General features: G+C 59.8%; 19 protein-coding genes and 3 pseudogenes. 11 read left to right on the top strand and 11 right to left on the bottom strand.

Annotated features, from left to right (window positions below; genetic code table 11):
• Positions 1-74: 74 nt before the first annotated feature.
• Positions 75-2,245, bottom strand: a pseudogene (locus AC3WWH_RS12665) (carboxy terminal-processing peptidase).
• A gap of 46 nt (positions 2,246-2,291) precedes the next feature.
• Between AC3WWH_RS12665 and AC3WWH_RS12660 the strand changes: the two are divergent.
• Positions 2,292-3,059: a GNAT family N-acetyltransferase gene (locus AC3WWH_RS12660; protein ID WP_492376990.1), complete on the top strand. Its 768-nt coding sequence runs from the start codon at positions 2,292-2,294 to the stop codon at positions 3,057-3,059.
• Positions 3,060-3,541: 482 nt separating this feature from the next.
• Positions 3,542-4,915 (top strand): enoyl ACP reductase FabMG family protein, encoded by a 1,374-nt coding sequence (locus AC3WWH_RS12655; protein ID WP_058321920.1) that lies wholly within the window; start codon positions 3,542-3,544, stop codon positions 4,913-4,915.
• Between the two features lie 36 nt (positions 4,916-4,951).
• On the opposite strand, the gene AC3WWH_RS12650 is transcribed toward AC3WWH_RS12655, so the two are convergent.
• A complete protein-coding gene (locus AC3WWH_RS12650; protein ID WP_113399294.1) occupies positions 4,952-5,125 on the bottom strand; it encodes an AIR synthase-related protein in 174 nt (57 codons plus the stop codon).
• Positions 5,126-5,146: 21 nt separating this feature from the next.
• Between AC3WWH_RS12650 and AC3WWH_RS12645 the strand changes: the two are divergent.
• From AC3WWH_RS12645 to AC3WWH_RS12620, 6 genes and pseudogenes are all read left to right on the top strand, one after another.
• Positions 5,147-5,581 (top strand): annotated as a pseudogene (locus AC3WWH_RS12645) (hypothetical protein).
• Positions 5,582-5,592: 11 nt separating this feature from the next.
• Positions 5,593-6,393: pseudogene (locus AC3WWH_RS12640) on the top strand (GTP-binding protein); the annotation flags it as partial.
• A 760-nt stretch (positions 6,394-7,153) separates the two neighbouring features.
• Entirely contained in the window at positions 7,154-7,477 is a 324-nt protein-coding gene (locus AC3WWH_RS12635) for a hypothetical protein (RefSeq protein WP_082640757.1), read from the top strand.
• 177 nt (positions 7,478-7,654) lie between these two features.
• A complete protein-coding gene (locus tag AC3WWH_RS12630) occupies positions 7,655-8,290 on the top strand; it encodes a hypothetical protein (protein WP_156433058.1) in 636 nt (211 codons plus the stop codon).
• A gap of 280 nt (positions 8,291-8,570) precedes the next feature.
• The gene (locus AC3WWH_RS12625) at positions 8,571-8,789 is read left to right on the top strand and encodes a Y4lK-related protein (protein WP_058321926.1); all 219 of its coding nucleotides are present in this window, start codon (positions 8,571-8,573) and stop codon (positions 8,787-8,789) included.
• A 414-nt stretch (positions 8,790-9,203) separates the two neighbouring features.
• Positions 9,204-9,440 carry a hypothetical protein gene (locus AC3WWH_RS12620; protein ID WP_058321927.1) on the top strand — a complete coding sequence of 79 codons (237 nt, stop codon included), beginning with the start codon at positions 9,204-9,206 and terminating at the stop codon, positions 9,438-9,440.
• A 516-nt stretch (positions 9,441-9,956) separates the two neighbouring features.
• Here AC3WWH_RS12620 and AC3WWH_RS12615 read toward each other — a convergent pair.
• Positions 9,957-10,166 (bottom strand): cold-shock protein, encoded by a 210-nt coding sequence (locus AC3WWH_RS12615; RefSeq protein ID WP_058321929.1) that lies wholly within the window; start codon positions 10,164-10,166, stop codon positions 9,957-9,959.
• A 602-nt stretch (positions 10,167-10,768) separates the two neighbouring features.
• Between AC3WWH_RS12615 and AC3WWH_RS12610 the strand changes: the two genes are divergently transcribed.
• Together AC3WWH_RS12610 and AC3WWH_RS12605 are read left to right on the top strand one after the other, a co-directional pair.
• Entirely contained in the window at positions 10,769-12,862 is a 2,094-nt protein-coding gene (locus AC3WWH_RS12610; RefSeq protein ID WP_058321930.1) for an oxidoreductase, read from the top strand.
• Positions 12,863-13,238: 376 nt separating this feature from the next.
• Positions 13,239-13,649 (top strand): GFA family protein, encoded by a 411-nt coding sequence (locus AC3WWH_RS12605; protein ID WP_058321931.1) that lies wholly within the window; start codon positions 13,239-13,241, stop codon positions 13,647-13,649.
• 420 nt (positions 13,650-14,069) lie between these two features.
• Here AC3WWH_RS12605 and AC3WWH_RS12600 read toward each other — a convergent pair whose 3' ends face one another.
• Positions 14,070-14,240, bottom strand: a complete 171-nt coding sequence (locus tag AC3WWH_RS12600; protein ID WP_197417297.1) for a hypothetical protein — start codon at positions 14,238-14,240, stop codon at positions 14,070-14,072.
• Between the two features lie 396 nt (positions 14,241-14,636).
• Between AC3WWH_RS12600 and AC3WWH_RS12595 the strand changes: the two genes are divergently transcribed.
• Positions 14,637-15,863, top strand: coding sequence for a bifunctional alpha/beta hydrolase/OsmC family protein (locus tag AC3WWH_RS12595; RefSeq protein ID WP_058321933.1), 1,227 nt, complete (start codon positions 14,637-14,639; stop codon positions 15,861-15,863).
• A 140-nt stretch (positions 15,864-16,003) separates the two neighbouring features.
• Here AC3WWH_RS12595 and AC3WWH_RS12590 read toward each other — a convergent pair whose 3' ends face one another.
• From AC3WWH_RS12590 to AC3WWH_RS12560, 7 genes are all read right to left on the bottom strand, one after another.
• Positions 16,004-16,534 carry an isochorismatase family protein gene (locus AC3WWH_RS12590; protein ID WP_058321934.1) on the bottom strand — a complete coding sequence of 177 codons (531 nt, stop codon included), beginning with the start codon at positions 16,532-16,534 and terminating at the stop codon, positions 16,004-16,006.
• Between the two features lie 351 nt (positions 16,535-16,885).
• Positions 16,886-17,629, bottom strand: coding sequence for an amino acid ABC transporter ATP-binding protein (locus AC3WWH_RS12585; protein WP_058321935.1), 744 nt, complete (start codon positions 17,627-17,629; stop codon positions 16,886-16,888).
• On the bottom strand, positions 17,626-18,600 hold the full coding sequence (locus AC3WWH_RS12580) for an amino acid ABC transporter permease (protein WP_057249870.1): 975 nt from the start codon (positions 18,598-18,600) through the stop codon (positions 17,626-17,628). The genes AC3WWH_RS12585 and AC3WWH_RS12580 overlap by 4 nt, the downstream gene beginning before the upstream one ends.
• Positions 18,601-18,659: 59 nt before the next feature.
• On the bottom strand, positions 18,660-19,490 hold the full coding sequence (locus tag AC3WWH_RS12575) for a transporter substrate-binding domain-containing protein (protein WP_058321936.1): 831 nt from the start codon (positions 19,488-19,490) through the stop codon (positions 18,660-18,662).
• Between the two features lie 145 nt (positions 19,491-19,635).
• Positions 19,636-20,019 carry a carboxymuconolactone decarboxylase family protein gene (locus AC3WWH_RS12570; RefSeq protein ID WP_058321937.1) on the bottom strand — a complete coding sequence of 128 codons (384 nt, stop codon included), beginning with the start codon at positions 20,017-20,019 and terminating at the stop codon, positions 19,636-19,638.
• A complete protein-coding gene (locus AC3WWH_RS12565) occupies positions 20,012-20,821 on the bottom strand; it encodes an alpha/beta fold hydrolase (protein WP_058321938.1) in 810 nt (269 codons plus the stop codon). The genes AC3WWH_RS12570 and AC3WWH_RS12565 overlap by 8 nt, the downstream gene beginning before the upstream one ends.
• Before the next feature lie 2 nt (positions 20,822-20,823).
• A complete protein-coding gene (locus AC3WWH_RS12560; RefSeq protein WP_058321939.1) occupies positions 20,824-21,900 on the bottom strand; it encodes an LLM class flavin-dependent oxidoreductase in 1,077 nt (358 codons plus the stop codon).
• Between the last annotated feature and the right edge of the window lie 27 nt (positions 21,901-21,927).

Raw genomic sequence — 21,927 nt, 5'->3', positions numbered from 1 at the left:
CCCGTGTAATGCATAGGCTCTGTGGTCGTGGTGATGCCGGGTGAAGCATGGGCCCAACCAGGTCGGATGGGCCCTTATTCGGAAGCATATCCTTCGATGTGGTAGTTGCTTGGGGTGACACGGGTCTGATTAGTCCCACCCGTGCTTCCCGATCGTTTTGTGGCCGCGGCTAGCACGCCTTCCTGCAAACGGCCTCATCGGCAAGAATGGCGGCCGCCTCGTTCAGCAAGACGTCCTTTGCGTTCTTGCGGGCATTCTCGATGGCAATGTCGGCACTCAGGCTCCGCTCGTTTGCGTTGAGACCATCATCTCCGCCAGTATCGTCGACATCGCCTGCCTGCGCACGAGCCTTCCGTCGACTTTCTCGTTCAGCCTGTTCTTTGCGACGTTCGGCTTCATTGAGGGAAACCGTACCCTTCTCGCGCTGCGCCTTCAGATCCGCAATGTCTTTCAGCAAGCGCTGGAAGTCCGGATCGCTGTCAACCCGCGCTTCATGGCGGCTTTGCAGTTTCGGCAGCAGCGTCATTACGGTGTCGGCGGGCGCATATTTCGCGGGCTTGATCTGCGTCCATGGCAGGGCGTTGTCGTAGCTGGTCTCGCCAAAGGTTTTCGGGTCGGAAAGGCTTGGCAGGCTGATATCAGGGGTTACGCCGCGCAGTTGCGTCGTGCCGCCGTCGATCCGGAAAAATTGGGCAATCGTCACTTTCAGCTCACCGAATTCGGGTTTGCTGTTGCGAACCATCTCGTCGAGATTGACGACAGCTTGAACGGTGCCCTTGCCGAAGCTGGGTTCGCCAATGATCACACCACGACCGTAATCCTGGATTGCCGCAGCAAAAATCTCCGACGCCGACGCCGAGCCACGATTGATCAGGACACCCACCGGGCCCGTCCAGACGGGGTCTGAAAAATCGGCGCTTCTTACTTCGACCTTGCCGTCACTGCCGCGCTGCTGGACGACCGGACCATTGCCGATGAACAGGCCGGTCAAGTCAATCGCTTCGTCCAGTGACCCGCCGCCATTGTTGCGCACGTCAATGAGAACGCTTTCGACCTTTTCCCGCTTGAGTTCGTCGAGAAGCTTCCGGACATCGCGGCTCGCGCTTCTAAAGTCCTTGTCGCCTTTGCGCCGGGCTTCAAAATCCTCATAGAATGCCGGCAGCGTAATCACCCCGATCTTGCGCGTGGCGTCGCCCAATTTCACAGTGAGAACGGTCTTCTGGGCAGCCTGCTTTTCAAGGCTGATTTTATCGCGCACCAGGGTGACGACGCGATGAGTGGCATCTGCTCCGGCATCTGCCGGCAGGATGTCCAAGCGCACGACTGAGCCTTTTTTCCCGCGTATCAGTTGCACGACTTCATCCAGGCGGGTGCCAACCACTTCCTTTATCGCGCCGTCCTTGCCCTGACCAACACCGGTAATGCGGTCTCCGACCGCAAGCTTGCCGGACAGCTGCGCCGGCCCGCCGGGCACGAGCTCGCGGATCGTGGTGTAATCGTCGCGTTCCTGCAGTACGGCACCGATACCAACCAGGGAGAGCTTCATGGCGATGTTGAAATCGGCCGAAGCGTTCGCGCCGAAATAATCCGTGTGCGGATCGACGGACGTCGTGTAGGCGTTCATGAACGACTGGAAAACGTCACCGCTCTTGTACTTGTAGGCGCGATCGAGAGCGTTTGTATATCGCTTGGTGAGCGTTTCGCGAATGGCTGCGTCGGTCTTGCCGCCCAGCTTCAAACGCAACCAGTCGCTTTTTACGCGCTTGCGCCAAAGGTCGTTGCTCTCGGCTTCCGATTGTGGCCAGGGCGCCTTGTCGCGCAGTACGGGATAGTTTTCCTGCGTGCTGAAATCGAAGTCCTGTTTAAGCAAGTCGCGCGCGTAGTTCATGCGGTCGACAACGCGCTTCCCGTATACGTTGAAGATCCCGAACGGGATCTTCAAATCCTTCTGTTTGATAGCATCGTCGATCTCACTGCGATCAGACATGAAACTGTCGATGTCCGCCTGCAGGAAAAGCACGCGATCCGGATCGAGTGATTCGATGAACCGATCCATGATCCTGGCCGACAAGGCGTCGTCGAGTTGAACCGGCTTGTAGCTGAAACGCGTGAGAAATTTTGCACTCAACTGCGCAGCTTGTGCCTGTTGCTTCAGCGGCTCCAGAACAGGCGGTGGGGCGACCTCAGCATAGGCGGACTGTACGAATGCAAGAAATGCACCAAGGAAGACGTATGATATGCGCATTCAGCGTTGATCCAATTCTTAATGCCGAGTGTCTATGCCAATCTAGGTGAAGCAATTATGGTTTTTTGGCAACCGGGTGGCTCATGCTCGGCAGTTCTTGCGACCGAAAGACCGTTCAATCGACGGCGAGGTCGACCCCGCCGCCGTCAGAATGACCTCCACGTCATCAGAAAAACCTCATATGATGAGCGTCCGCTCAAAAGCTTTCCAGAGGATCCAGATGATCCGGCTCGAACCGCCGCTACGAGTTGCAAGCGAGGCAGATGCGAAGGCGTTGGCCGATCTCGTCAACTTCGCGGGCGAGGGTTTGCCGCTGTACATCTGGGAGGGGCTTGCCAAGGACGGGCAGGATCCATGGGACGTGGGTCGCGCCCGACAAATGCAAAGGGTGCGCGAAGGCCAGATTGTAGTCGTGGACTTCGGAGATGGCGCCGTAGCAAGCCTGACTGGTTACCCGATTGGATCGGAGCCCGAGCCAATTGCCGATGATTTCCCTGCCCTGTTCCGGCCGCTGCAAGAACTGGAAAACAAGGCACTCGACAGCTGGTATGTCAATGTACTGGCCTGCTATCCCGAGTACCGAGGGCAAGGGCTTGGCTCACGCCTGCTCGGTCTGGCAGAAGAGATAGCGCGGGATCAGGCGCTCCGTCGGATGAGCGTCATCGTTGCCGACAACAATGTCGGTGCCAGACGACTGTATGAGCGCAGCGGCTACGCGCAAGTGGCAACGCTCGCCTGTGTCAGGGAAGGCTGGAAGGGCGATACGGAAAACTGGGTGCTTTTGATGAAACCGCTTCGTGCATCGGATGGCTGATGAGCTCGCAATCTCTCGAGCCCTCAATCGTGCGCACTCGCCCGATCATGATCGTGGCCGCCACGCGTCCTCACCGCCGAATGCCTGTGCTGCTGTCGGCTCAGCCAATCTTCTTCGTCTAACGTGCAATCGGTTCGAATGTCTGTATGTCTGCCATGGGGACGGTCCGTGGCGCACGACAACCGACGACGAATCACCCCCAAAACGGTGGACAATCCCGGGATGCGTTCGGAGGTTATCGAGCAGCGGCCGCTCCTGCCCTCGGGCTTGGAACATTCGGCGTTGAGGTCATGAGACAGGAAAGCACCCACCCAGAACGCCAGAATTGCTGCGCTAAGGCACCCGCTTTCCTTGCGCGACTTCACGTTTTGAAATGAACCGTCACTTAAAATGACTTCCTATTCCGGGCGAGTGTGGTCATGTGACGCTCAAAGTTCGTCTGAGTCACCCCTCGACGACCAACGGACCAAAGAGCTGACAGTATGGAAAACCCGATCGCATTGAACCGTCTTGCCGAAAACAGCGTCTTTCGCAAAGGAGATGTTTTCGTCCTCTTCGGCGAGTTGTTCGGTCGCGGATACGCGACTGGCTTGCTCGACGAAGCTCGGCGGGCTGGAATGGAAATCGTGGGGATCACGGTCGGAAGGCGCGACGAGAAAAACGCGCTGCGGCCTCTGGACGCCGAGGAACTCTCCGCCGCCGAAGAGCGGCTGGGCGGTAAGATCATCAACATCCCTCTGATGGCCGGCTTCGACCTCGACGCTCCGGCCGGTGGCCCAACCCCGACCGATCTTCTCGCGGACATGACGCTGGAGAGCTGGCAGGACGACAAGCTCGACTGGGACTACATCAAGCAGTGCCGGGACATCGCCACCGCGCGGTTCACGAATGCGCTCAAGCAGGTCATGGCCGTTCTCGACGGAATGATCGCCGGCGGCCGCAACGTCTTTTTCGCCCATACAATGGCCGGAGGCATCCCGAAGGCGAAGGTCTTCCTGGTCATTGCCAACCGGATCTACAAGGGCCGTGGTGCCCGCCACATGTCGTCGCAAGCCCTGCTCGACAGCGATATGGGCAAGCTCATCCTGCAGAATTTCGACGAAGTCTCCGCAATCACCTTCCGACATCTCATCGACTTCAGCACGGCGATCCGCGAGCGCATCGAGGCATCGGGCGGTCAAGTCCGCTATACGGCCTATGGCTACCATGGAACGGCCGTCCTGATCGACGGCAGCTACCGCTGGCAGACCTACACTAACTACACGCAAGGCTACGCCAAGCTGCGGCTCGAAGGCATCGCGCAGGATGCCTGGACCGCGGGTGTCAAGGCGACCGTCTATAACTGCCCCGAAATCCGGACCAATTCGTCCGACGTATTTACCGGCATCGAGCTCCCACTGATACCGCTGCTGCTTGCGTTGAAGAAAGAGAACGGCGGCCATTGGGCGGAGCACCAGTGGCAGGCCTGCCAGCAGCTTCTGGCAGACGGCTTCACGATGAAGGATGTGTTCCAGAAAATTACCGACATGCAGGCCAATGAAGTCATGCGTCCGTTTTACGACTTCTCGGCGTGGCCCATGGCGAACAGCCAAGCACAGTCCGATCTGACAATCGGCACGTCTAACGAGATCACACAGATGCATCGCGACGGCAAGGTCATGATCAGCGATCACCTGAGTGCTCTTGTGGTCGAGGCGACGGGCCAGCTCATTTTTGGCGCGTCGTCGGAGCCGTCCGGTCCCGTCCAGTGGCTCAACCACGATATCGTGGCGCGCCGGCTCAACGCTTCCCACATGCAATGGGAATCGCCCTCTGTCGCGGAAGGGGCGCAAGACTCTCAGCTCGAAGTTGCCTGAAAGCGGCCCGCCCGCAGGCGCGGTCGACAACGCGTACTACGCGACCACCAACGCCGCCTTCCCCGTCGCGGCCTCTCCGATTACGGCCGCGTCGAACCCATGCTTGCTGAAGACGTCGAGCACTTCCGGCGCGGACGATCGCGAGCAGGCGACGAGCAGACCTCCGCTTGTCTGCGGATCGCATAGCAACGCCTTGTCGATCGTTCCCATCTCGCAAGAAAAGGAGACGTCATCTCCGTAGCTCGACGCCTCGACAAGATCCGCATCGCCGCGCTGGAAGCAACGCTCAAACTCTACCGCGACCCCGACCGGCTGAAGGAGCGCCTGCCGACGCTACGCTGCCTCACCCGCCCGGAAGCCGAACTCGCCGCGCAGGCCACCCGCCTCGCCCCGGCAATCGATGCGCTGCTCAAGCCGCTCGGCTATTCGGCGGCGCCGTGACCCTGCCAAAGCCAGGTTGGCTCGGGCGCGCTGCCCGTCGATACGATCCCAAGCGCCGATCTTCGGCTGACGGGCACGGGCGGCGACGCGCCGGAACGGCTCTCCGCAAGGCTTCGCGCCCTACCCTTGCCGGTCGTCGGCCATATCCGCGATGGCGCGCTGATCCTCGATCTGCGCTGCCTCGAGGCTGACGCGCCCCTGATCGAGGCACTGACGGCGCAATGATCGTCGGGACCGCAGGGCATGGCCAAGGCGCGATCACCGGCTTCGTCGACGTGCCGGGCCACGAGCGGCTGATCCGCACGATGCTCGCCGGCGCCGGCGGCATCGATTTCGCGCTGCTGGTCGTCGCTGCCGATGACGACGTCAAGCCGCAGACGCGCGAGCATCTCGCCATCCTCGACCTGCTCGGCATTGTCAGGGGCCTCGTCGGGCTGAAGTGACGGCGGAGATTCGGGCCGCGCTCTCCGATTCCGGTCTGGGCCACGCTCCCGTGATTGCCGTCTCCGCCGTGACCGGCGAAGGAATCGAGAACTTGCGGAGAGCGCTCGCCACCGCTGAAACGGAAACCGCCGCCCACAATAATGCCGGCCTCCTGCGCTTGGCCGTTGACCGCAGCTTTACCCTCTCAGGCGCCGGCACTGTGGTCACCGGCATGGTGCTTGGCAACCGCGTCAAACTTGACGATACCGTGATCGTCCGGGCTGACCCGCCCGCGTGCGCGGCATCCATGCGCAGAACCGGAAGGCCACAGAAGCGCTTGCCGGCCAACGCTGTGCGCTGAACCTTGCGGGGGAGCGCGTGGCCAAGGACGCGATCCGGCGCGGCGACGTCATTTTGGCCCCAGCGCTGCATGCCCCGACGGACCGGATCGACGCCACGGTCCACGTGCTCGCCTCGGAGGCTAAGCCCACCGGCGCCTGGTTTCCCGTGCGGCTGCACAGCCATGCTGCCGAAGTTGGCGCACGGATCGTGCCTCTCGCCGGCCCGCTCGCGGCCTGGTGCAACTGGTTCTCGACCGCCCCATTCAACACGCGCCCCCCATCCCTGGTATCCGCAGCAGCTCTGCCCCGAGTTCATCTTTCAAATCCTCCGCCGTCTCGTACCCGCGCGCGGTAGGCTCGGCAAGTAGCCATGGCTTCAGTTTCAAGTCTGAGGGTTTGGTGGCCATGCCCGCATAAGATCAGGTCTTCTCGCGCCAGACAATTGTAGGATCCGACAAGGTTCGGCGCGCGCCCGAGGAAAAACATCCGACTGGAACGACTTTGATGACCGCACGTTATTAAAGCGGCCCCATTTCCCTTCCCATGTCCGGGGCTCAGCCACCCTTTCCTGTGGCCCCGTCGTCGCCTTTCGGGGCCATTCTTTTTGGCTCGCTTCCTGCCTGGTGGGAACCTTTTCGCCCGTATGCGCGTTTTGGCTCGTCGGGATCACGCGGCGGACTCTCCAATTGTCCCCGCGATAGCCAGAAGCAGCCTCCGGCCTCGTCGCACCGACGGGGCCATTTTCTCGTGTGGACGCGAAAGAAGACGCCCCGGACTTAGGTCGGGTGCGCTCGGGCAAAGGTCCTATCCGCATTGCCGAATCTGATTTCCCCCGTCATTGCTGCCCAAGCACTAACGGTATCGGAAGCCCCCGCCGTTGGCGCCAGTGATCCCAGAGCGCGACCCCAGCCCCAAGCGAACCAGTGCTCTGAGGTCCATCTCAGGGCTAGGTTCCGCAAAGATTGAGCGCACGGCGGTTCATCGGAGGTTCAGGCTTGAGGAACCAAGCTGAGATCTAGAGAGGATGCGTCAAATGAAAAAGCTATTATCCACCCTCGGAGCCGTAGTCCTAGCGGCATCTTTCGCGCTACCGCTAAATGCCGCGCCGATCTTCGTGCCGAAACCCGAACAAGTGCAGGCTAGCGATGTCGAGCAGGTAAGACACCGGAAACATCGTCATGAGCACGCGGATCGCCACTGGAAACGGCGGTACGCCCACCGTCCCTGCGATTACTACGGCCGGTGCTACCCCCGCTATTCCCGGTATTACGGCTATCGTGATCAATACCGATACGGCTATCGAGACTATTACCGCTACGAACGGCGGCAAGGCGTGACCGTCTATTTTAACTACTAGCCGCAACGCTCGCATGCTTAACACCGCCCCGGGAAACCCGGGGCGGACGTTCGATTGAGGCGTGATTCGTGGAGATTGCCGAGGCCACTGCGGGGACCGCGAACCTCTAAAGTCAGAGATCATCGCTTATCTTCAATCGATCGAAAGGGTTGTAGACGTCAGGCCGGAGGCACGACATTGGCGCAGCGTCACGGCGGCAACTTCTTTGGTTGTTTTGCGGCCGGTTCGGCGCATACTGTCGCTATCGCTGGGCAGTATTTAGGGCCCCGACGACTGGAAGACTTCACGCTTTCGCCCCAGGTTACAGGAGGTCGCGTGATGTCTCCCACGACCCACTCAAAGGTACTTCTCCCTCACGAGATCAACCAGATCGAACAGATCTTCGTGGACGTCCTGCGCGGGCTCGGCCTATCGCGGAATTGCGAGGCCGCAGAGGCAATCGGAAGGCGTATTATCAGCTGTTACCAAGGCGGCACTCGGGAGAGCGGCGCTCTGAAACACATGATCGGCTACTATAAATCGGCGGCGGTGGAAGAGAACGCGGACTCGCTTACGCGCGGCAACCAGGAGGTTTCGATCCAGGAGATTACCGGCCAGCCACTCAGCCCCGACGAGCTTGATATGCTCCAACGGACATTCGATCGGGCGTGCATCTGGTGTAGGATCCCGCGCTCTGGAAAACGCGCCGAAAGCCTGGCCCGGCATATTGCCAATCAATTCCGCAATGGGGTGAGCGACGAGGCTGCGCTGTTCGACAGCGCGATGTTGCGGGAGCAAACGTTCCGCAGCTCTTTCTATCAGTCGGATGCATAGGGAACATTCCGGATCGGTGGCCGTTGTTTTCATTGCCGATGACCCCACGGATCAAAGGCTGGGGTTCCATCGACAGTTTTAAGAATGCGGCCCCTAGTGTAGCACGGTTGGTATAGTACGCGCGCTCTGAGGCCCCGTCGGAAACGACGGGGTCATTTCTTTGAGGCAAGCACTTCGGCTTAGGCCTGATACTCCCCCGCAAAGGTCCTAATCCGTTGTGGGACCCAAACTCCGCTGCCCATTGCTGGCTGAGTAGTCAGCCGGCATGCGATGACCGGAGATGACGTCGAATGAAGTCCCGGATTTCGTGAATGAGTTGATCGCGGCTGGGTGCGAGATCACGGCCATCGGGCACAAGATTTACGTGACAGGCGAGGCGAAGGGTTCCGCAATCGGAGAGGTTCGTCGGATTACAGAAAAATACGGGGACCGTGATCCGCTGAGGTTGGAGATTATCGCCATAGCCATCACGATGTGCTCATCACAGCCGCTGTGCTGATCTGGTTGATTCTGTCGCTCACGTAAGCGCGACAGGGCTCCTACAAACCCTGAATTTCTACTGAAAGTTTAATATCTAATATACACCGAACGACGTGAGAACGCGCCGTGTACGAAAGAGGATTTCTAACCCGTTAGGATTAGTGCGAATTTGACACCTGTCAGATCCTGAAGTCGTCGCCTGTCGGTTGAGAAACCAGGCGAAGCAGCCTCTAATACGCACTAGAACGATCCGTGAACAATTTATGTGCCAAAGCACAACACCTCGACCCAATAAATTTTTGGGCTTGTTCCGTTCAGGAATGCTGAACTCATGCCGGCCGCTCCATGACTCGGTGAGATTGATGGCAGGCCTTGCCAGTCGTAATTTGTGGCGCCATCAAAATCCCTGCCGGAAACAATTCGGGGAATTCCAATGAAAGACACACAACCGACTATCCTGGATCAGGTCCTATCCGATTTGATCAGGGGCCAGATTGAGCAGCGCCACACAAACGAACTTCGGGCCATTCTCTCCACCGGCAATGAGATTACGATGCACGGACCCTTTACCATTGGGCGCGACTTTATCATCTACAAAACCGCGAAGGATAACAGCGGCAAGTGGGCAATGACCCCCTTTGCTCATATCGTGCAATTGGTAATTACGTAGACTTCGGCGCTTACCTAATTGCGACCACACGGCGAGAAAGTGTGGTATACTTCTGAGGTTGCCATGCGGCGACCGGACACAACCGGACCCCTCCTTAGCCGCACGGACCGCGAGGCCTTAAAGGGCGCTTGCGCGTCTTTTTGCCAGAAATGACGAACTGACAATGGCGACGAATGCGATCAGCATTCACAGCGCTCCGATCAAGGAGGAAAGCGCCATGTCAAGTCGTCTCGTTTTCGCGCTACTCATCGCGTCCATGGGCATAGTTATGGTTTGGGCCTTCAGACCCGCGCCGACTATCTTCACTGGTTATGAAACACCACCTAGCGCGGCCAAATCCGACCGCATAGACAGCGTACCCCGTTGATGCAATCGAACGGCGACCACCCTGCGCAGACGGCGGTTCTTGGGTGGGCACTTTGTCAATAAAAAAGGCCGGGCAAACCCGACCTTCTACATATCGCCTCAATAGCCAGTGCCAGTACATCCGTGGTCAATGGCCAGAATCGATATTTGTTAAGCAGCAGAAAGGTTGTCCGCTGCGCTCTTGCCGGATCTACCGTCCTGCACGATTTCGAAGCTGACCTTCTGACCTTCGACAAGTGACCTCATCCCAGCCCGTTCAACTGCGGATGCGTGAACGAAGACGTCCGTTCCGCCGTTGTCAGGGGCGATAAAGCCAAAGCCTTTGGTGCTGTTGAAGAACTTTACGGTTCCAATGTTCATAACAATTTCCTTTCAATCGCAATTGAATTTCCTGGCCAACATTGCGTCAGCCAAGCGTTAGATCGATTTTGAGAGAAAAGTCGGCTTGAACGCCAAAGCGAGGAAACAAAGCTCAACAAGCAAGATCGATGCGCAACTCCTACAGGCACAATGTGTCGTCAACAAGTCGGTTCCTCGTCTGCCTTGAGTGGGGTTTCCATCCCGAGGCATCCACGCTGGCAAACAGAAAACCCGCCTTGCGGGCGGGTGGTTTGGCGACGGCCGGTCACAGTTCGGACGTTGGAAAGACTCTACCGGGGTTTCGCGTCGAAAGTCAATTCATTTCGGACACGAAACATTACTTGCACCCAAAGCATTTGGCGCATGCGACCAGATCCTGTTCCAGGACCGGCGCAACGCCGCGCTCGCTGATCTCGAACTTCAGGCCGGGCCGACTGTTGCCTGCGCGGGATCATGACGAAGCGCAATGACATCAAAACAATTTACCACGGAAGAAACTATACAATTGTATAGCAATGATCTTGCGACGCGGCCACACCCGGTTATTCTGGGCTTCGGCGGCCTCGGCCGCCTCAATCAAATCTCTAATCCTGGTAGTAGCGATGTCACGCTTCGATATTCTCTTCGAACCCGTCAAGATCGGCCCGGTCACCGCGCGTAACCGCTTCTACCAGGTCCCGCACTGTTCCGGAATGGGGTACCGTTATCCCAACGCAGAGGCCCACCTGCGCGGCATGAAAGCAGAAGGTGGCTGGGCGGTCGTCTCGACCCAGGAAGCGGAAATCCATCCAACCTCGGACCTGACGCCGGCCAACGAAGCGCGTCTTTGGGACGAGGGCGACCTGCCGGCGCTCTCGGCCGTCACCGAGCGCATCCATCACCATGGCAGCCTGGCGGCCATCCAGCTCGTGCATAATGGCCTGCATGTCGCCAACCGCTTCAGCCGCATGATCCCGCTTGCCCCGTCGCATGCCATCAGCGACAGCCTCGACCCCGTCCAGGCGCGAGCGATGGACAAGGCCGACATCGCTGACATGCGCCGCTGGTATCGCAATGCCGCGTTGCGTGCCAAGAGAGCCGGTTTCGACATCATCTATGTCTATGCCGGCCACGACATGAGCGTGCTGCAGCACTTCCTGTCGCGCCGCCACAATGATCGCAGCGACGAATATGGCGGCTCCTTCGAAAACCGGCTGCGGCTTTTCCGGGAGATTCTGGAGGATACTCGCGAGGCGATCGGCGATACCTGTGCACTCGCCGTACGCCTCGCAGTCGACGAACTGATGGGCCCATCCGGTATTACCAGCGAAGGAGAAGGCAAGGACATCATCTCGGCGCTCGCCGATCTTCCCGACCTATGGGACGTCAACCTTTCCGACTGGTCCAACGACAGTCAGACGGCCCGCTTCTCCGAGGAAGGCTACCAGGAGCCCTATATCCGCTTTGTCAAATCCGTCACGACCAAGCCGGTGGTCGGCGTTGGGCGCTATACCTCACCGGACAGCATGGTGCGGGTGATCCGCCAGGGTATTCTCGACTTCATCGGCGCGGCACGCCCGTCGATCGCCGATCCCTATCTGCCGAAGAAAATCGAGGAGGGACGCATCGACGACATCCGCGAATGTATCGGCTGCAACATTTGCACTTCCGGCGACAATACCAACGTGCCGATGCGCTGTACGCAGAATCCGACAATCGGCGAAGAGTGGCGCAAGGGCTGGCACCCCGAGATTATTGCAACGTCGCTGGCGCCCGAGCCGGCGCTCATCATCGGTGGCGGCCCGGCGGGTCTCGAGGCGGCGCGTGCTCTTGCCCAGCGCGGCGTCGACGTCGTACTCGCCGAGGCGGGCGGAGAATGGGGCGGACGGGTCGCGCGCGAATGCCGCCTGCCAGGGCTTGCGACCTGGGGCCGCGTACGCGACTGGCGCATCGGCCAGCTGAGCACGCAGGTGAATGCCCAACTCTACCTGCACAGCCCGCTGAGCGCCGACGACGTTCTTCAGTACGGCATGCCTCATGTCGCGATTGCCACCGGCGCGAACTGGCGATGCGACGGGGCCGGCCGCACCCACCGCCTGCCCCTCGAATTCTTTTCCGAAGGCGCCCTCGTTTCGCCCGACGCCCTTCTTGTCGACGGCGCTGCGGCCGTGTCCGTCGACGGTCCGGTCGTAATCTTCGATGACGATTGCTTCTATATGGGCAGCGTGCTTGCTGAAATGCTGGCCAGGGCTGGCCGGGCCGTGACCTTCGTGACGCCCGAAGCCCAGGTTTCGCCGTGGAGCAAGAACACGCTGGAACAGGGACGGGTGCAAAGACGTCTCATCGAACTCGGCGTGGATATCATTCCTGCCATGGCGCTTGCCGGGCGCACGAAGGACCGGCTTGAGGTTTCCTGCGTCTACAGCGGAAAGACGCGGCAAATCGACTGCGCCACACTCGTCCCGGTTACAGCTCGGCTGCCCGATGAAACCTTGTGGCATGACCTGAAAGCACGGGAAGCGGAATGGGCCGATGCGGGGATCAAGACTGTTGTCCGGCTAGGCGACTGTCTGGCGCCCGGCCTGATCGCCGCCGCCGTCTATTCGGGTCACGAATATGCCCGAACCTACCAGGAGCAGATCGATAGGGATTGCCCTCCTTTCCTGCGCGAAGACATAGCAGTGCTTCACGACAGGTTGGGTAGCTGGAACCGATAGCGGGCGCGCCGGGGCGCGTTGCCCTCGGCACGACCATCGCATTGAAGCTCGACGTTCGAGTCGCAAATACGCGCCTGCCGGTTTGCGCGCATTCACGATCCTGAAGGCAATCCGGTTGAACTCTGGGAACCGCCGGTCCCCTGAGTGGTGGTGAACGCTTCGCCATCCATGCGCAGATAACCGAAGGGTATCGTCCATACGTCCTCGTATGGTTTCCCTCTAGACCTTGGAATGTCGCGCACTACTTCTTAGTTTGGCGCGCCTGAAATTGTATCAGGCCGCAGCCTGTTCGCGTTCTCTGCCGCAAGGATCTGTGGCTCGGATCTGCCCTTCGCCCCTCCAACGTATTTTCACCACGCCAGCGGGATGACTTTCCATGGCCACTGCCCAATGCACCTGTGGCGCTCTTAGACTGACGTCTGGCGAACCGCCGCAATTGACCGCGCTGTGTCACTGTTTGGCTTGTCAGCGAAGAACTGGCGCGCCATTCAGCGCCAATGCGTTCTACTCTGTCGACTGCATCGAGATTTCCGGAGCGTCCAAGGAATTCGTTCGCACTGCTGACAGCGGGCGCAAGGTGCGAATGCATTTTTGCCCAACATGCGGTTCTACCGTCTTTTGGAAGGCCGAGGCCGCACCGTCCTGGATCGGGGTGGCGGTCGGCTCCTTTGCCGACCCGACCTTCGCGCCACCTGCCCTGTCCGTGTTCGAGCAGTCGAAGCACAAGTGGGTGCAGCTTGACGAGAAGGTCAGGCATTTCAAAGGCCTACCGACCGGCCAAGATTAGTGGCGCGCTGACGAGAGTGTCGAGGCGCGTGTGAGAGCGAGCATGGACCATATCGGAAAAAACGCTTTCCGCTTCATAGCTGTTGAATCGCAAACCACCGGGAAACGCCCGTCCTGCAGCGTGACGGTTGCGCGCCTCTTGCCCCCGTCCCTTGAGGTTGGGACCTTACTGTCACCCATATGCCGTCGGGGCAATGGGAAACCACATCCGGCCGCCGCCCTAAGCACCTCCACGGTTGGATAGGCCGCCGGACCAGCCCGATCCCCGTCACGACTGCTGTTAGTCGCCCGATTTCGTGCGTCCGTCTGAGAGACCTGCTGGCTAAATTCACACGGCATTTCCACCGACTTCGGCCGAGGCAAAGGCGGGTCCGAAGTTGGCGGATCCGGACGACGGCCGGTAATTCTGTGGTCTTTGGACCTAGTGCCCAGGCAAGCTCGGCGGCGCGACAAACTGGTAGTATGACCACACCCCGATCAACGCGGCTACCAGCGCCAGCCAAATCAGCGCCTTTCGCTGCGTTGGACTGACCGGCTTGGCCTCCTTCTTTGGCTTCGGTCGTTCAAACTTGATGATGTTGTTGTCGTCCATCTTGATCCCATCCTGAACACGCCACTGCCCGCATTCCCATGCATATAGCGGGCACGGCGTCATTGATACGCCCTCAAGCTCGCCTTCTTGACCTAAGCTCCTGATTTGGCGTCAATAAGATATGAATGCAGGCTCGTCCTGGTTATCGAGACGTCGGAGGCAGGAGCATGGCTGGGCGCTATGAAGAACCGCAGGATTCCAACGCCATAGCCCCTTTCGGATCAGCCTTCGATGGCGCGAAGATCATCAGCCGGCGCCAGAGGCGCTGGGGTCCACCAGGCTCATTTTACCAGGGCATTCAGCCAGACCGTCGGAACAAGTCCGGCAAAGTGGCATCGCGTGCGATGCCACTGAAGACCTCTGCCACATGCTTGTTCTCCTCAAAGGAGCATCGCCATGAATTTCAACACTCAACGAATTGAATTTTCGGGCCATTCCGGCGCAACCCTCGGCGCTCGTCTCGATCTTCCCAACGGTCCCGTGCGGGCCTACGCGATTTTCGTCCACTGCTTCACCTGCTCCAAGGACCTGGCAGCGGCGCGCCGCATCGCGGCCGAACTTGCGCGTGAAGGGATCGCGGTCCTCCGCTTTGATTTTACCGGCTTGGGATCCAGCGAAGGTGAGTTCGCCTCAACCAATTTCTCCTCCAACATTGCCGACCTGCTTTCGGCTGCAGACTATCTGCGCCGACACTTCGAGGCACCGTCACTGCTGATCGGCCATTCCCTCGGCGGCGCGGCAGTTCTCGCCGTCGCCAGAGACATTCCAGAGGTCCGCGCGGTGGCGACGATCGGGGCACCGGCCGATGTCGGCCACGTCCTGAAGAACTTCGGGACGAGCCTCAAGGACATCGAGGATAGCGGTGCCGCCGAGGTCGATCTTGCCGGGCGCAAGTTCCTGATCAGAAAACAATTCGTGGAAGACGCCCGCGCGCATCGCGTCCTGGATGCTGTCGCGACGCTGAAGAAACCCCTTCTCATTCTTCATGCCCCGTTGGATCAAACGGTCGGTATCGAGAATGCGAGCGACATCTTCCACGCGGCAAAACACCCCAAGAGCTTTGTCTCCCTGGACAGGGCCGACCATCTGCTAACCGATCCTGCCGACGCCGCCTTCGCCGCCCGGATCATTGCGGAATGGCTGGGTCGCTATCTCGTGGCTGACCCTCCACAGGGCACGAGACCGATGGAACAGGTTCGCGTGATGGAAACGGGGGAAGGCAAATTTCAGAACTCGGTCCAGGCCGGTAGCCACCGCCTTTTTGCCGACGAACCACAAAGTGCGGGCGGGCTGGATTCCGGTCCATCGCCCTATGACTTCCTCTCGATCGGACTCGCTGCTTGCACCTCGATGACGCTGCGTCTTTACGCCGACCACAAGAAGCTGGCGCTGGGGCGCATCAAGGTGGAAGTCTCGCATTCCAAGATCCACGCGAGGGATTGCGAAGAATGCGCTGCATCCGAACGCGCCGATGGCGGAAAAATCGACCGGTTCGAGCGGGTCATATCGGTCGACAGCGAGATCTCGGATGAGGTTCGCGCCAAAATCGCCGAAATCGCCGACAAATGCCCAGTCCATCGAACGCTGGAAGGGATAGCCAAGATAGAGACGGCCGTGAGATAATTCCGAGGTCTCGCCCATCGAACCGGTCCCGAACGCCCACGCAAGGTACGGGGTCCTCGGCCTACGAGGCGGGAATCACGCCAAGCATGGACATCGTTTGCATTGGAGGCTGATCGGGCGAAGGCGAAATCTGCAGCGATCTAAACAATGGTGGCCCGTGTGGCGAAGCTCGTCCGGAAAAGTGCGTCGTGCGCAACTGTGTCGGGATCAAAACAGCAGTCACGGGCGATGTAGATTTTATAATCTGCATCGCTTGACCACCCGACGCTGGAAAAAAGGACGCCGCTGGTCGCTATCCCAGCCATGACCAACGTCTTGATGCCTTTTGCCTGCAGGTCTTGGTGCAAAGTCGTGCCATGAAACACATTGGCGCGCGGACATGCGTATCGCCAGTCGCTTTCGGCTACATCGAGCCCAGTTACGGGCGCCGGGTCACGAAAGTAACCTGTCTTCATGATGTTGCAGATCAACATATTGTTTTCACAGGGCGACTCATAGTCGATCGCGAAATTCGCGAAGATCGTCGGGTTCTCCGTGTCACGCCACCGCGCAATCAGTGAATTGGTGCGATCGAGCAGATCCGTTGGAACATCGTTTGCCAGGATCGAAAAGACGTCGGCCTGATAGTGCATGATCAACAAAGCTGCATCGGCGACGTCCAAATCATCCATATACGACACTGCTGCCCTCCCGCTTTCCCGCCTGCTCGCTTCGACGTAACCAGGTGGCCGAATTCTCAAATCGCCGAACGGCCCTCGCCTCATTCAACGTCGACGCGGCGTATCGTGTCAATCACGGCTGCGGGCGATCGGGTTAGCGCTAACAGCATTCGGCAACAGGTCGATCCGCCCCAAGACGAGCACGGTTAGGCGGCGGAACCGAGAGCCAGTGGCGTACATCCTCCCCTAACCGGCCGCGCCAGCGACCGGACAATGTCGATGATGTCGCCTCCCGATGCGATCGAGTCTTCCGTGCTCCAGGCGACCCCCGATCTTGAAGCCTGAAGACGACGGGATACCGTGCTAGTGCTTCAGTATCTGGCTGAGGAACAGTTTCGTCCGCTCGTGCCTGGGATTGGTGAAAAATTCGTCCGGATTTGCTTCCTCAACTATCTGTCCGGAGTTCATGAAGATCACACGGTCGGCGACCGCCCGCGCAAACCCCATCTCGTGCGTGACGCAGACCATCGTCATGCCGTCCTTCGCCAGGCTCGTCATGGTGTCCAGAACCTCGGACACCATCTCCGGATCGAGCGCGGATGTCGGTTCGTCAAACAGCATCACTGCCGGCTGCATACAGAGGGAGCGCGCGATCGCGACGCGCTGCTGTTGACCGCCAGAAAGCTGGATGGGGAACTTATTGGCCTGCTCTGGAATTCGTACCCGCTCCAGGAATGTGAGCGCTCTCGCCCGCGCCTCTGCTTCCGGTAAGCCGTTGATCCACATTGGGCCGACCATGCAGTTCATCAGCACGGTCATGTGCGGAAACAGATTGAAATGCTGGAACACCATTCCGACATTGCGCCGCACGTACGAGACATTGCGCATCTTGGCATGCAGGTTGATGCCGTTGACGACGATCTCGCCTTCCTGGTGCGCCTCCAGGCGGTTGAAACACCGGATCAACGTGGACTTGCCGGAGCCGGACGGGCCGCAAATGACGATGCGCTCCCCTTTGCGAACCGTCAGGTTGATATCCGTCAGCACCTGGAAGGCGCCGTACCATTTGGAAACGTTCCTGGCGTCGATGATGGTCTCAGCACTCATCTGACCTTGCTCCTGGCATAGTGACGTTCGATGCGGGACTGGATCAACTCGAGAGCGATGGACAGGGTCCAGTAGAGCATGGCGGCGGATATGAGCATTTCCATGTGCTGGAAGGTCTTCTGGCCCAGTGTGCGGGCGAGAAACATCAGTTCCCAGACACCGATGACGGAGACCAGCGAGCTATCCTTCAGCATCGAGATGAACTGGTTGCCGGTCGGCGGGATGATGACCGGCAGCGCCTGTGGCAGAATGACCTTGCGCATCGTCAGCCCGAAGCCGAAGCCGATGGAGCGTGATGCCTCCCACTGGCCGCGATCGATGCTCTGGATGCCGGAGCGGAAGATCTCCGTCATGTATGCGCCGTAGCAGAGCGAAAGTGCCAGAATGCCGGCCGGCACCGCGTCGATGATGAAGCCGAGTTGCGGCAGGCCGAGATAGATCAGATAAACCTGCATCAAAAGCGGCAGGCCGCGAAAGAAGGACGTGTAGAAGCTGGCAATCGCATAGGCGAAGCCGTTGCTCGAGAGCTTGGCCACAGCGCCGAGAATGGCGATCGCCGATGCGATCACAATCGAGATCGCTGAAACGTATACCGTGGTTACCAGCCCCTGCGTGATGAGGAACGGTAATTTCTCCTCGATAAATGGCAGGCTGAGATTGAAGGTCTGGAAGAAGGCGAGGAACAGCGCGAGCAACTCAAGCCAGACGACGGCGATCTGGACTCTAAGGCTCGCAAAACCGATCAGGACGATGTTGAGGCAGAAGAGCACTGCCACGACGAATGCGGTCGCAAAACGGCCATAGAACCCACTTTCGAGCGGCTCGCCGATCACCGGGCGCATCAGTTCGCCCATCGTCGTGCCGGTCAGGCCGAAGGCCGTGAAGGCAATGAGAACGGTGGCGAAAATGCTGGCCACGAACCACGGCTTGTGGACGAGTATTTCGGACTCAACAGTATCCGGATAAAGCATGTTTGGTCCCTTTGGACAAAGGACGGTCCGGTCTCCCGGACCGCCAGATATGGGCTGCCTTACTTCACGATGGTGTAGTCGACGCCGTACCACTTTTCCGAGAGCTTGCTCAGCGTGCCATCGCCCTGCATCGCCTTGATCACTTCGGCGATCTTGTCGCTCAGTTCCTTGTCACCGTGTTCGACGGCGACAGCGAGCGGCTCGTAGAAGACCGGGTCGCCAACTTGCTTGATCGGATAACCGGCCTTGATCGCGTCGCGGATGCTGGGCAGCGACGACACGACCGCATCGAGGCGGACACCGTCACCGAGCCGCAGGTCGTCGAAGGCGGTCGTCGAGTTCGCGTAGGATTTCACTTCCTTCGGCTTGAACGTGTATTGGAAGGCAGGCGCGCCGGCGGCATCGAGTGTCAGATCCTGTTTGGCGTAGGCTTCGAAGGTCGACGTAGCCGTGGCGCCGACAACCTTGCCGTCCAGATCGATCAAACCGACCGTAGGGCTGTCCTTGTGAACGGCCACGGCAGCCGGGGTGTAGTAGTAAACCGCCGGGAAATCGAAGACCTTGGCGCGTTCCTTGGTCGGCGTCATCGAGCCGACATGCATGTCCCAGCGTCCCTGCCAGTTGCCGGCAGTGATGATGTCCCAACCGGGCGTGACGAACTCAACGCCGACACCCAGCCGCTTGGCAATTTCCTTGGCGACATCGACGTCGAAGCCGTCCATCTCGTTCTTCTCGTTCATGAAGGACTGCGGCGCCCAATTGGCGTCGGTCGCTACCTTCAGTGTCTTTGCATCGAGCACGTGGTCGAGCACGGCACCGGCGTGAGCCGGAACGGTCGCGAGCGACAGGGCGAGCGATGCCGCCGCGGTGAGTTTTGCGAATGTGTTCATGCTGTCGTTCCCTTTTGTCGTTCTGTTTTTGACAGGGTCCTCTTCCTGCCATCGGGTTGATCTTCTGTTCTCAGGCGGCCTTCCGTCTTCCGGCGATACGAGGTAGCGCGGCGCTGCCCTTTCCTAGAAACCGTGGAAATCAGCGCTATCCTTTCTGAGCCATCTCGTCGCGGACGCTCCGCGCGACACGGAAGGCTTCGACACCCGCGGGAATGCCGCAGTAGATCGCGATCTGCACGAGTGCCGCGCGAAGCTCGTCATCGGTTAGACCGTTGCGGATCGCCCCACGAAAATGGATGCCGAACTCATGCATTCGGTTGAGCGCCGCGAGCATTCCGAGGTTGAGCAGGCTGCGGCTCTTCAGATCGAGGCCCTCGTCCGTCCAGACGGTGCCCCAGCAATATTCGTTCAACAGATCCTGGAACGGACGCGAGAAGGCATCGCTGCTACCGACCGCGCGATCGACATAGTCGTCACCGAGCACCCTGCGCCGGACAGCCTCTCCCCTTGCCTGCAAAGCCTCATCCATCAACCGTCTCCCCCTGGCACAAAAACTCGCCCATCAGCGATGCAACAACGTCTGGCGCCTCGATGAGGATGGAGTGGCGCAGGCCCGGCAGGATGCGAAGCTGCGAACCGGGAATGCGCTCATGCATGTAGCGCGCCATACGTGGGTTGGAGCCGGCGTCGTCCTCGCCGGTGGCGATCAGCGTCGGGCAGCGGATCTGGTCGAGAAAACCGCCGAAATCCGTTTCCGCCAACACGCGATAGGCGGCCGCGTAGCAGTCGGGATCGTTTTCGGCGTCCCGCGCCCTTAGCCTTTCGACCACGTCCGGGTGGCGCGCCTGGAAGTCTTCCGTCAGCCAGCGCGACAGTGAGGCATTGTGATGATCGGCGGGCGTGCCGGCTCTGAGCGCCGCCAGGCGTTCGAGAACCCGCTCACGTTCGGCCGGCGTGCGGCCGGCGACCGTCGACAAGAGCGCCAGCCGGCGCAGACGGCCCAGATGGGTCAGGGCGAGACGCTGGGCGATCAGCCCGCCCAGCGAAAACCCCGCAAGGTGGAAGGTGGGGAAACCCACCGCATCGGCGAGAGCCAGCGTCTCGTTGACGAAATCATCGATCTCGTACCGCCCCTTGACCCAGCTGGACCGGCCATGCCCGCGAAGGTCGAATGTCAGGATCGTGAACCGATCCTTCAACCGTTCGACCACGCCCGACCATGCCTCGAGATAGGAGCCGACGCCATGGATGCAGACGAGCGGTTCGCCTTCCCCCTCGATACGGTAGTTGAGCGTCACCTCTCCAATGGTATGGCGCTGAGCCCCTGCCATCGTCAGCCACCCACCGCAACGCGCTTCTGTTCCGTCTCACGGGCGGCGAAGAATGGCATGATTTCGCTGACGAACAATTCCAGCGTCCGCTTCTGCAGCTCGAACGGCAGATTGAAGGTCAGGCCCAGGCAGTACTGGTCCACGCCGGCGGCCTCATAGACCAGCAGCTTCTCGATCGCTTCGTCCGGCGTGCCGAACATCAGGTTCTTGCGGATGTTTTCCGGGTTGTAGTTGTCTTTGCCCTTGACCGCCTCATAGGGCACAGCCTCGGGGAACCCCTCGCTCACGGTTCCGATGTTCTGCATGAGGTTTTCGAAGGCGCGGCCGTAATCCATGCTGTGTCTGACGGCGCGCTCCCAGCCATCCGGCCGGTCATAGACGCAGGTGCGGCGCTGCATCATGAAGCGCGGACGCCGTACTTCGGGATGATCGGCAACGGCCTTATGAAACTTCTCGGAAAGCACGTGGATCTCGGCCTCCGGAGCGGAAAGCGGTGTCGACAGGATGCTGGCGCCGTTCGCGATCGCCCAGTCGAAAGTGCCGGGGTCGCGCGCCGCCACCCAGATCGGCGGATGAGGCTGCTGCAGCGGCTTCGGCACGGCCGCCGTGATCGGGAAATTCCAGTATTGCCCCTCATGGGCATAGTCGCCGGACCAGAGCTTTTTCACGGCCGGCACGATCTCCTTCATGTAGGCCACACCCTCCTGCTGCGGCATGCCGCCCGCCATGCGGTCGAACTCGTACTGGTAGGAGCCGCGGGCGATGCCGAATTCCAGGCGCCCGTTGGTCAGGTGATCGCAGAGTGCCGACTCGCCGGCGAGCCGGATCGGGTTCCAATAGGGCGCGACCAGGGTGGAGGTGCCGAGCCGGATGCGATCCGTGTGCTGGGCAAGCCAGACCAATGTCTGAAACGGATTGGGGGAGATCGTGCATTCCAGCGTGTGGTGCTCGGCAGTCCACAGCGTTTCGAAGCCGCCTTCGTCGGCAAGCCGCGCGAGTTGCAGCAAGTTGCTCTTCACCTGCTCCATCGGAATATCGGGGGAGAAGCGTTCCATCGTGAGGGAGACTGCGAACTTCATGTTTTCTGCCTTTCCTGTGCCCGTGCT

It is taken from the genome of Ensifer sp. EB106-03-01-XG145 (genome assembly GCF_058792075.1).
This window is presented reverse-complemented; position numbering and strand designations above follow the sequence as displayed.

What these genes read in the sequence shown, in the direction of transcription:
- AC3WWH_RS12620 (WP_058321927.1), top strand. Translation starts at nt 9,204, where the DNA reads ATGAAAGACACACAACCGACTATCCTGGATCAGGTCCTATCCGATTTG.
- AC3WWH_RS12595 (WP_058321933.1), top strand. Translation starts at nt 14,637, where the DNA reads ATGAATTTCAACACTCAACGAATTGAATTTTCGGGCCATTCCGGCGCA.
- AC3WWH_RS12610 (WP_058321930.1), top strand. Translation starts at nt 10,769, where the DNA reads ATGTCACGCTTCGATATTCTCTTCGAACCCGTCAAGATCGGCCCGGTC.
- AC3WWH_RS12605 (WP_058321931.1), top strand. Translation starts at nt 13,239, where the DNA reads ATGGCCACTGCCCAATGCACCTGTGGCGCTCTTAGACTGACGTCTGGC.
- AC3WWH_RS12635 (WP_082640757.1), top strand. Translation starts at nt 7,154, where the DNA reads ATGAAAAAGCTATTATCCACCCTCGGAGCCGTAGTCCTAGCGGCATCT.
- AC3WWH_RS12590 (WP_058321934.1), bottom strand. Translation starts at nt 16,534, where the DNA reads ATGGATGATTTGGACGTCGCCGATGCAGCTTTGTTGATCATGCACTAT.
- AC3WWH_RS12580 (WP_057249870.1), bottom strand. Translation starts at nt 18,600, where the DNA reads ATGCTTTATCCGGATACTGTTGAGTCCGAAATACTCGTCCACAAGCCG.
- AC3WWH_RS12570 (WP_058321937.1), bottom strand. Translation starts at nt 20,019, where the DNA reads ATGGATGAGGCTTTGCAGGCAAGGGGAGAGGCTGTCCGGCGCAGGGTG.
- AC3WWH_RS12600 (WP_197417297.1), bottom strand. Translation starts at nt 14,240, where the DNA reads ATGGACGACAACAACATCATCAAGTTTGAACGACCGAAGCCAAAGAAG.
- AC3WWH_RS12625 (WP_058321926.1), top strand. Translation starts at nt 8,571, where the DNA reads ATGACGTCGAATGAAGTCCCGGATTTCGTGAATGAGTTGATCGCGGCT.
- AC3WWH_RS12575 (WP_058321936.1), bottom strand. Translation starts at nt 19,490, where the DNA reads ATGAACACATTCGCAAAACTCACCGCGGCGGCATCGCTCGCCCTGTCG.
- AC3WWH_RS12615 (WP_058321929.1), bottom strand. Translation starts at nt 10,166, where the DNA reads ATGAACATTGGAACCGTAAAGTTCTTCAACAGCACCAAAGGCTTTGGC.
- AC3WWH_RS12650 (WP_113399294.1), bottom strand. Translation starts at nt 5,125, where the DNA reads ATGGGAACGATCGACAAGGCGTTGCTATGCGATCCGCAGACAAGCGGA.
- AC3WWH_RS12565 (WP_058321938.1), bottom strand. Translation starts at nt 20,821, where the DNA reads ATGGCAGGGGCTCAGCGCCATACCATTGGAGAGGTGACGCTCAACTAC.
- AC3WWH_RS12585 (WP_058321935.1), bottom strand. Translation starts at nt 17,629, where the DNA reads ATGAGTGCTGAGACCATCATCGACGCCAGGAACGTTTCCAAATGGTAC.
- AC3WWH_RS12560 (WP_058321939.1), bottom strand. Translation starts at nt 21,900, where the DNA reads ATGAAGTTCGCAGTCTCCCTCACGATGGAACGCTTCTCCCCCGATATT.
- AC3WWH_RS12655 (WP_058321920.1), top strand. Translation starts at nt 3,542, where the DNA reads ATGGAAAACCCGATCGCATTGAACCGTCTTGCCGAAAACAGCGTCTTT.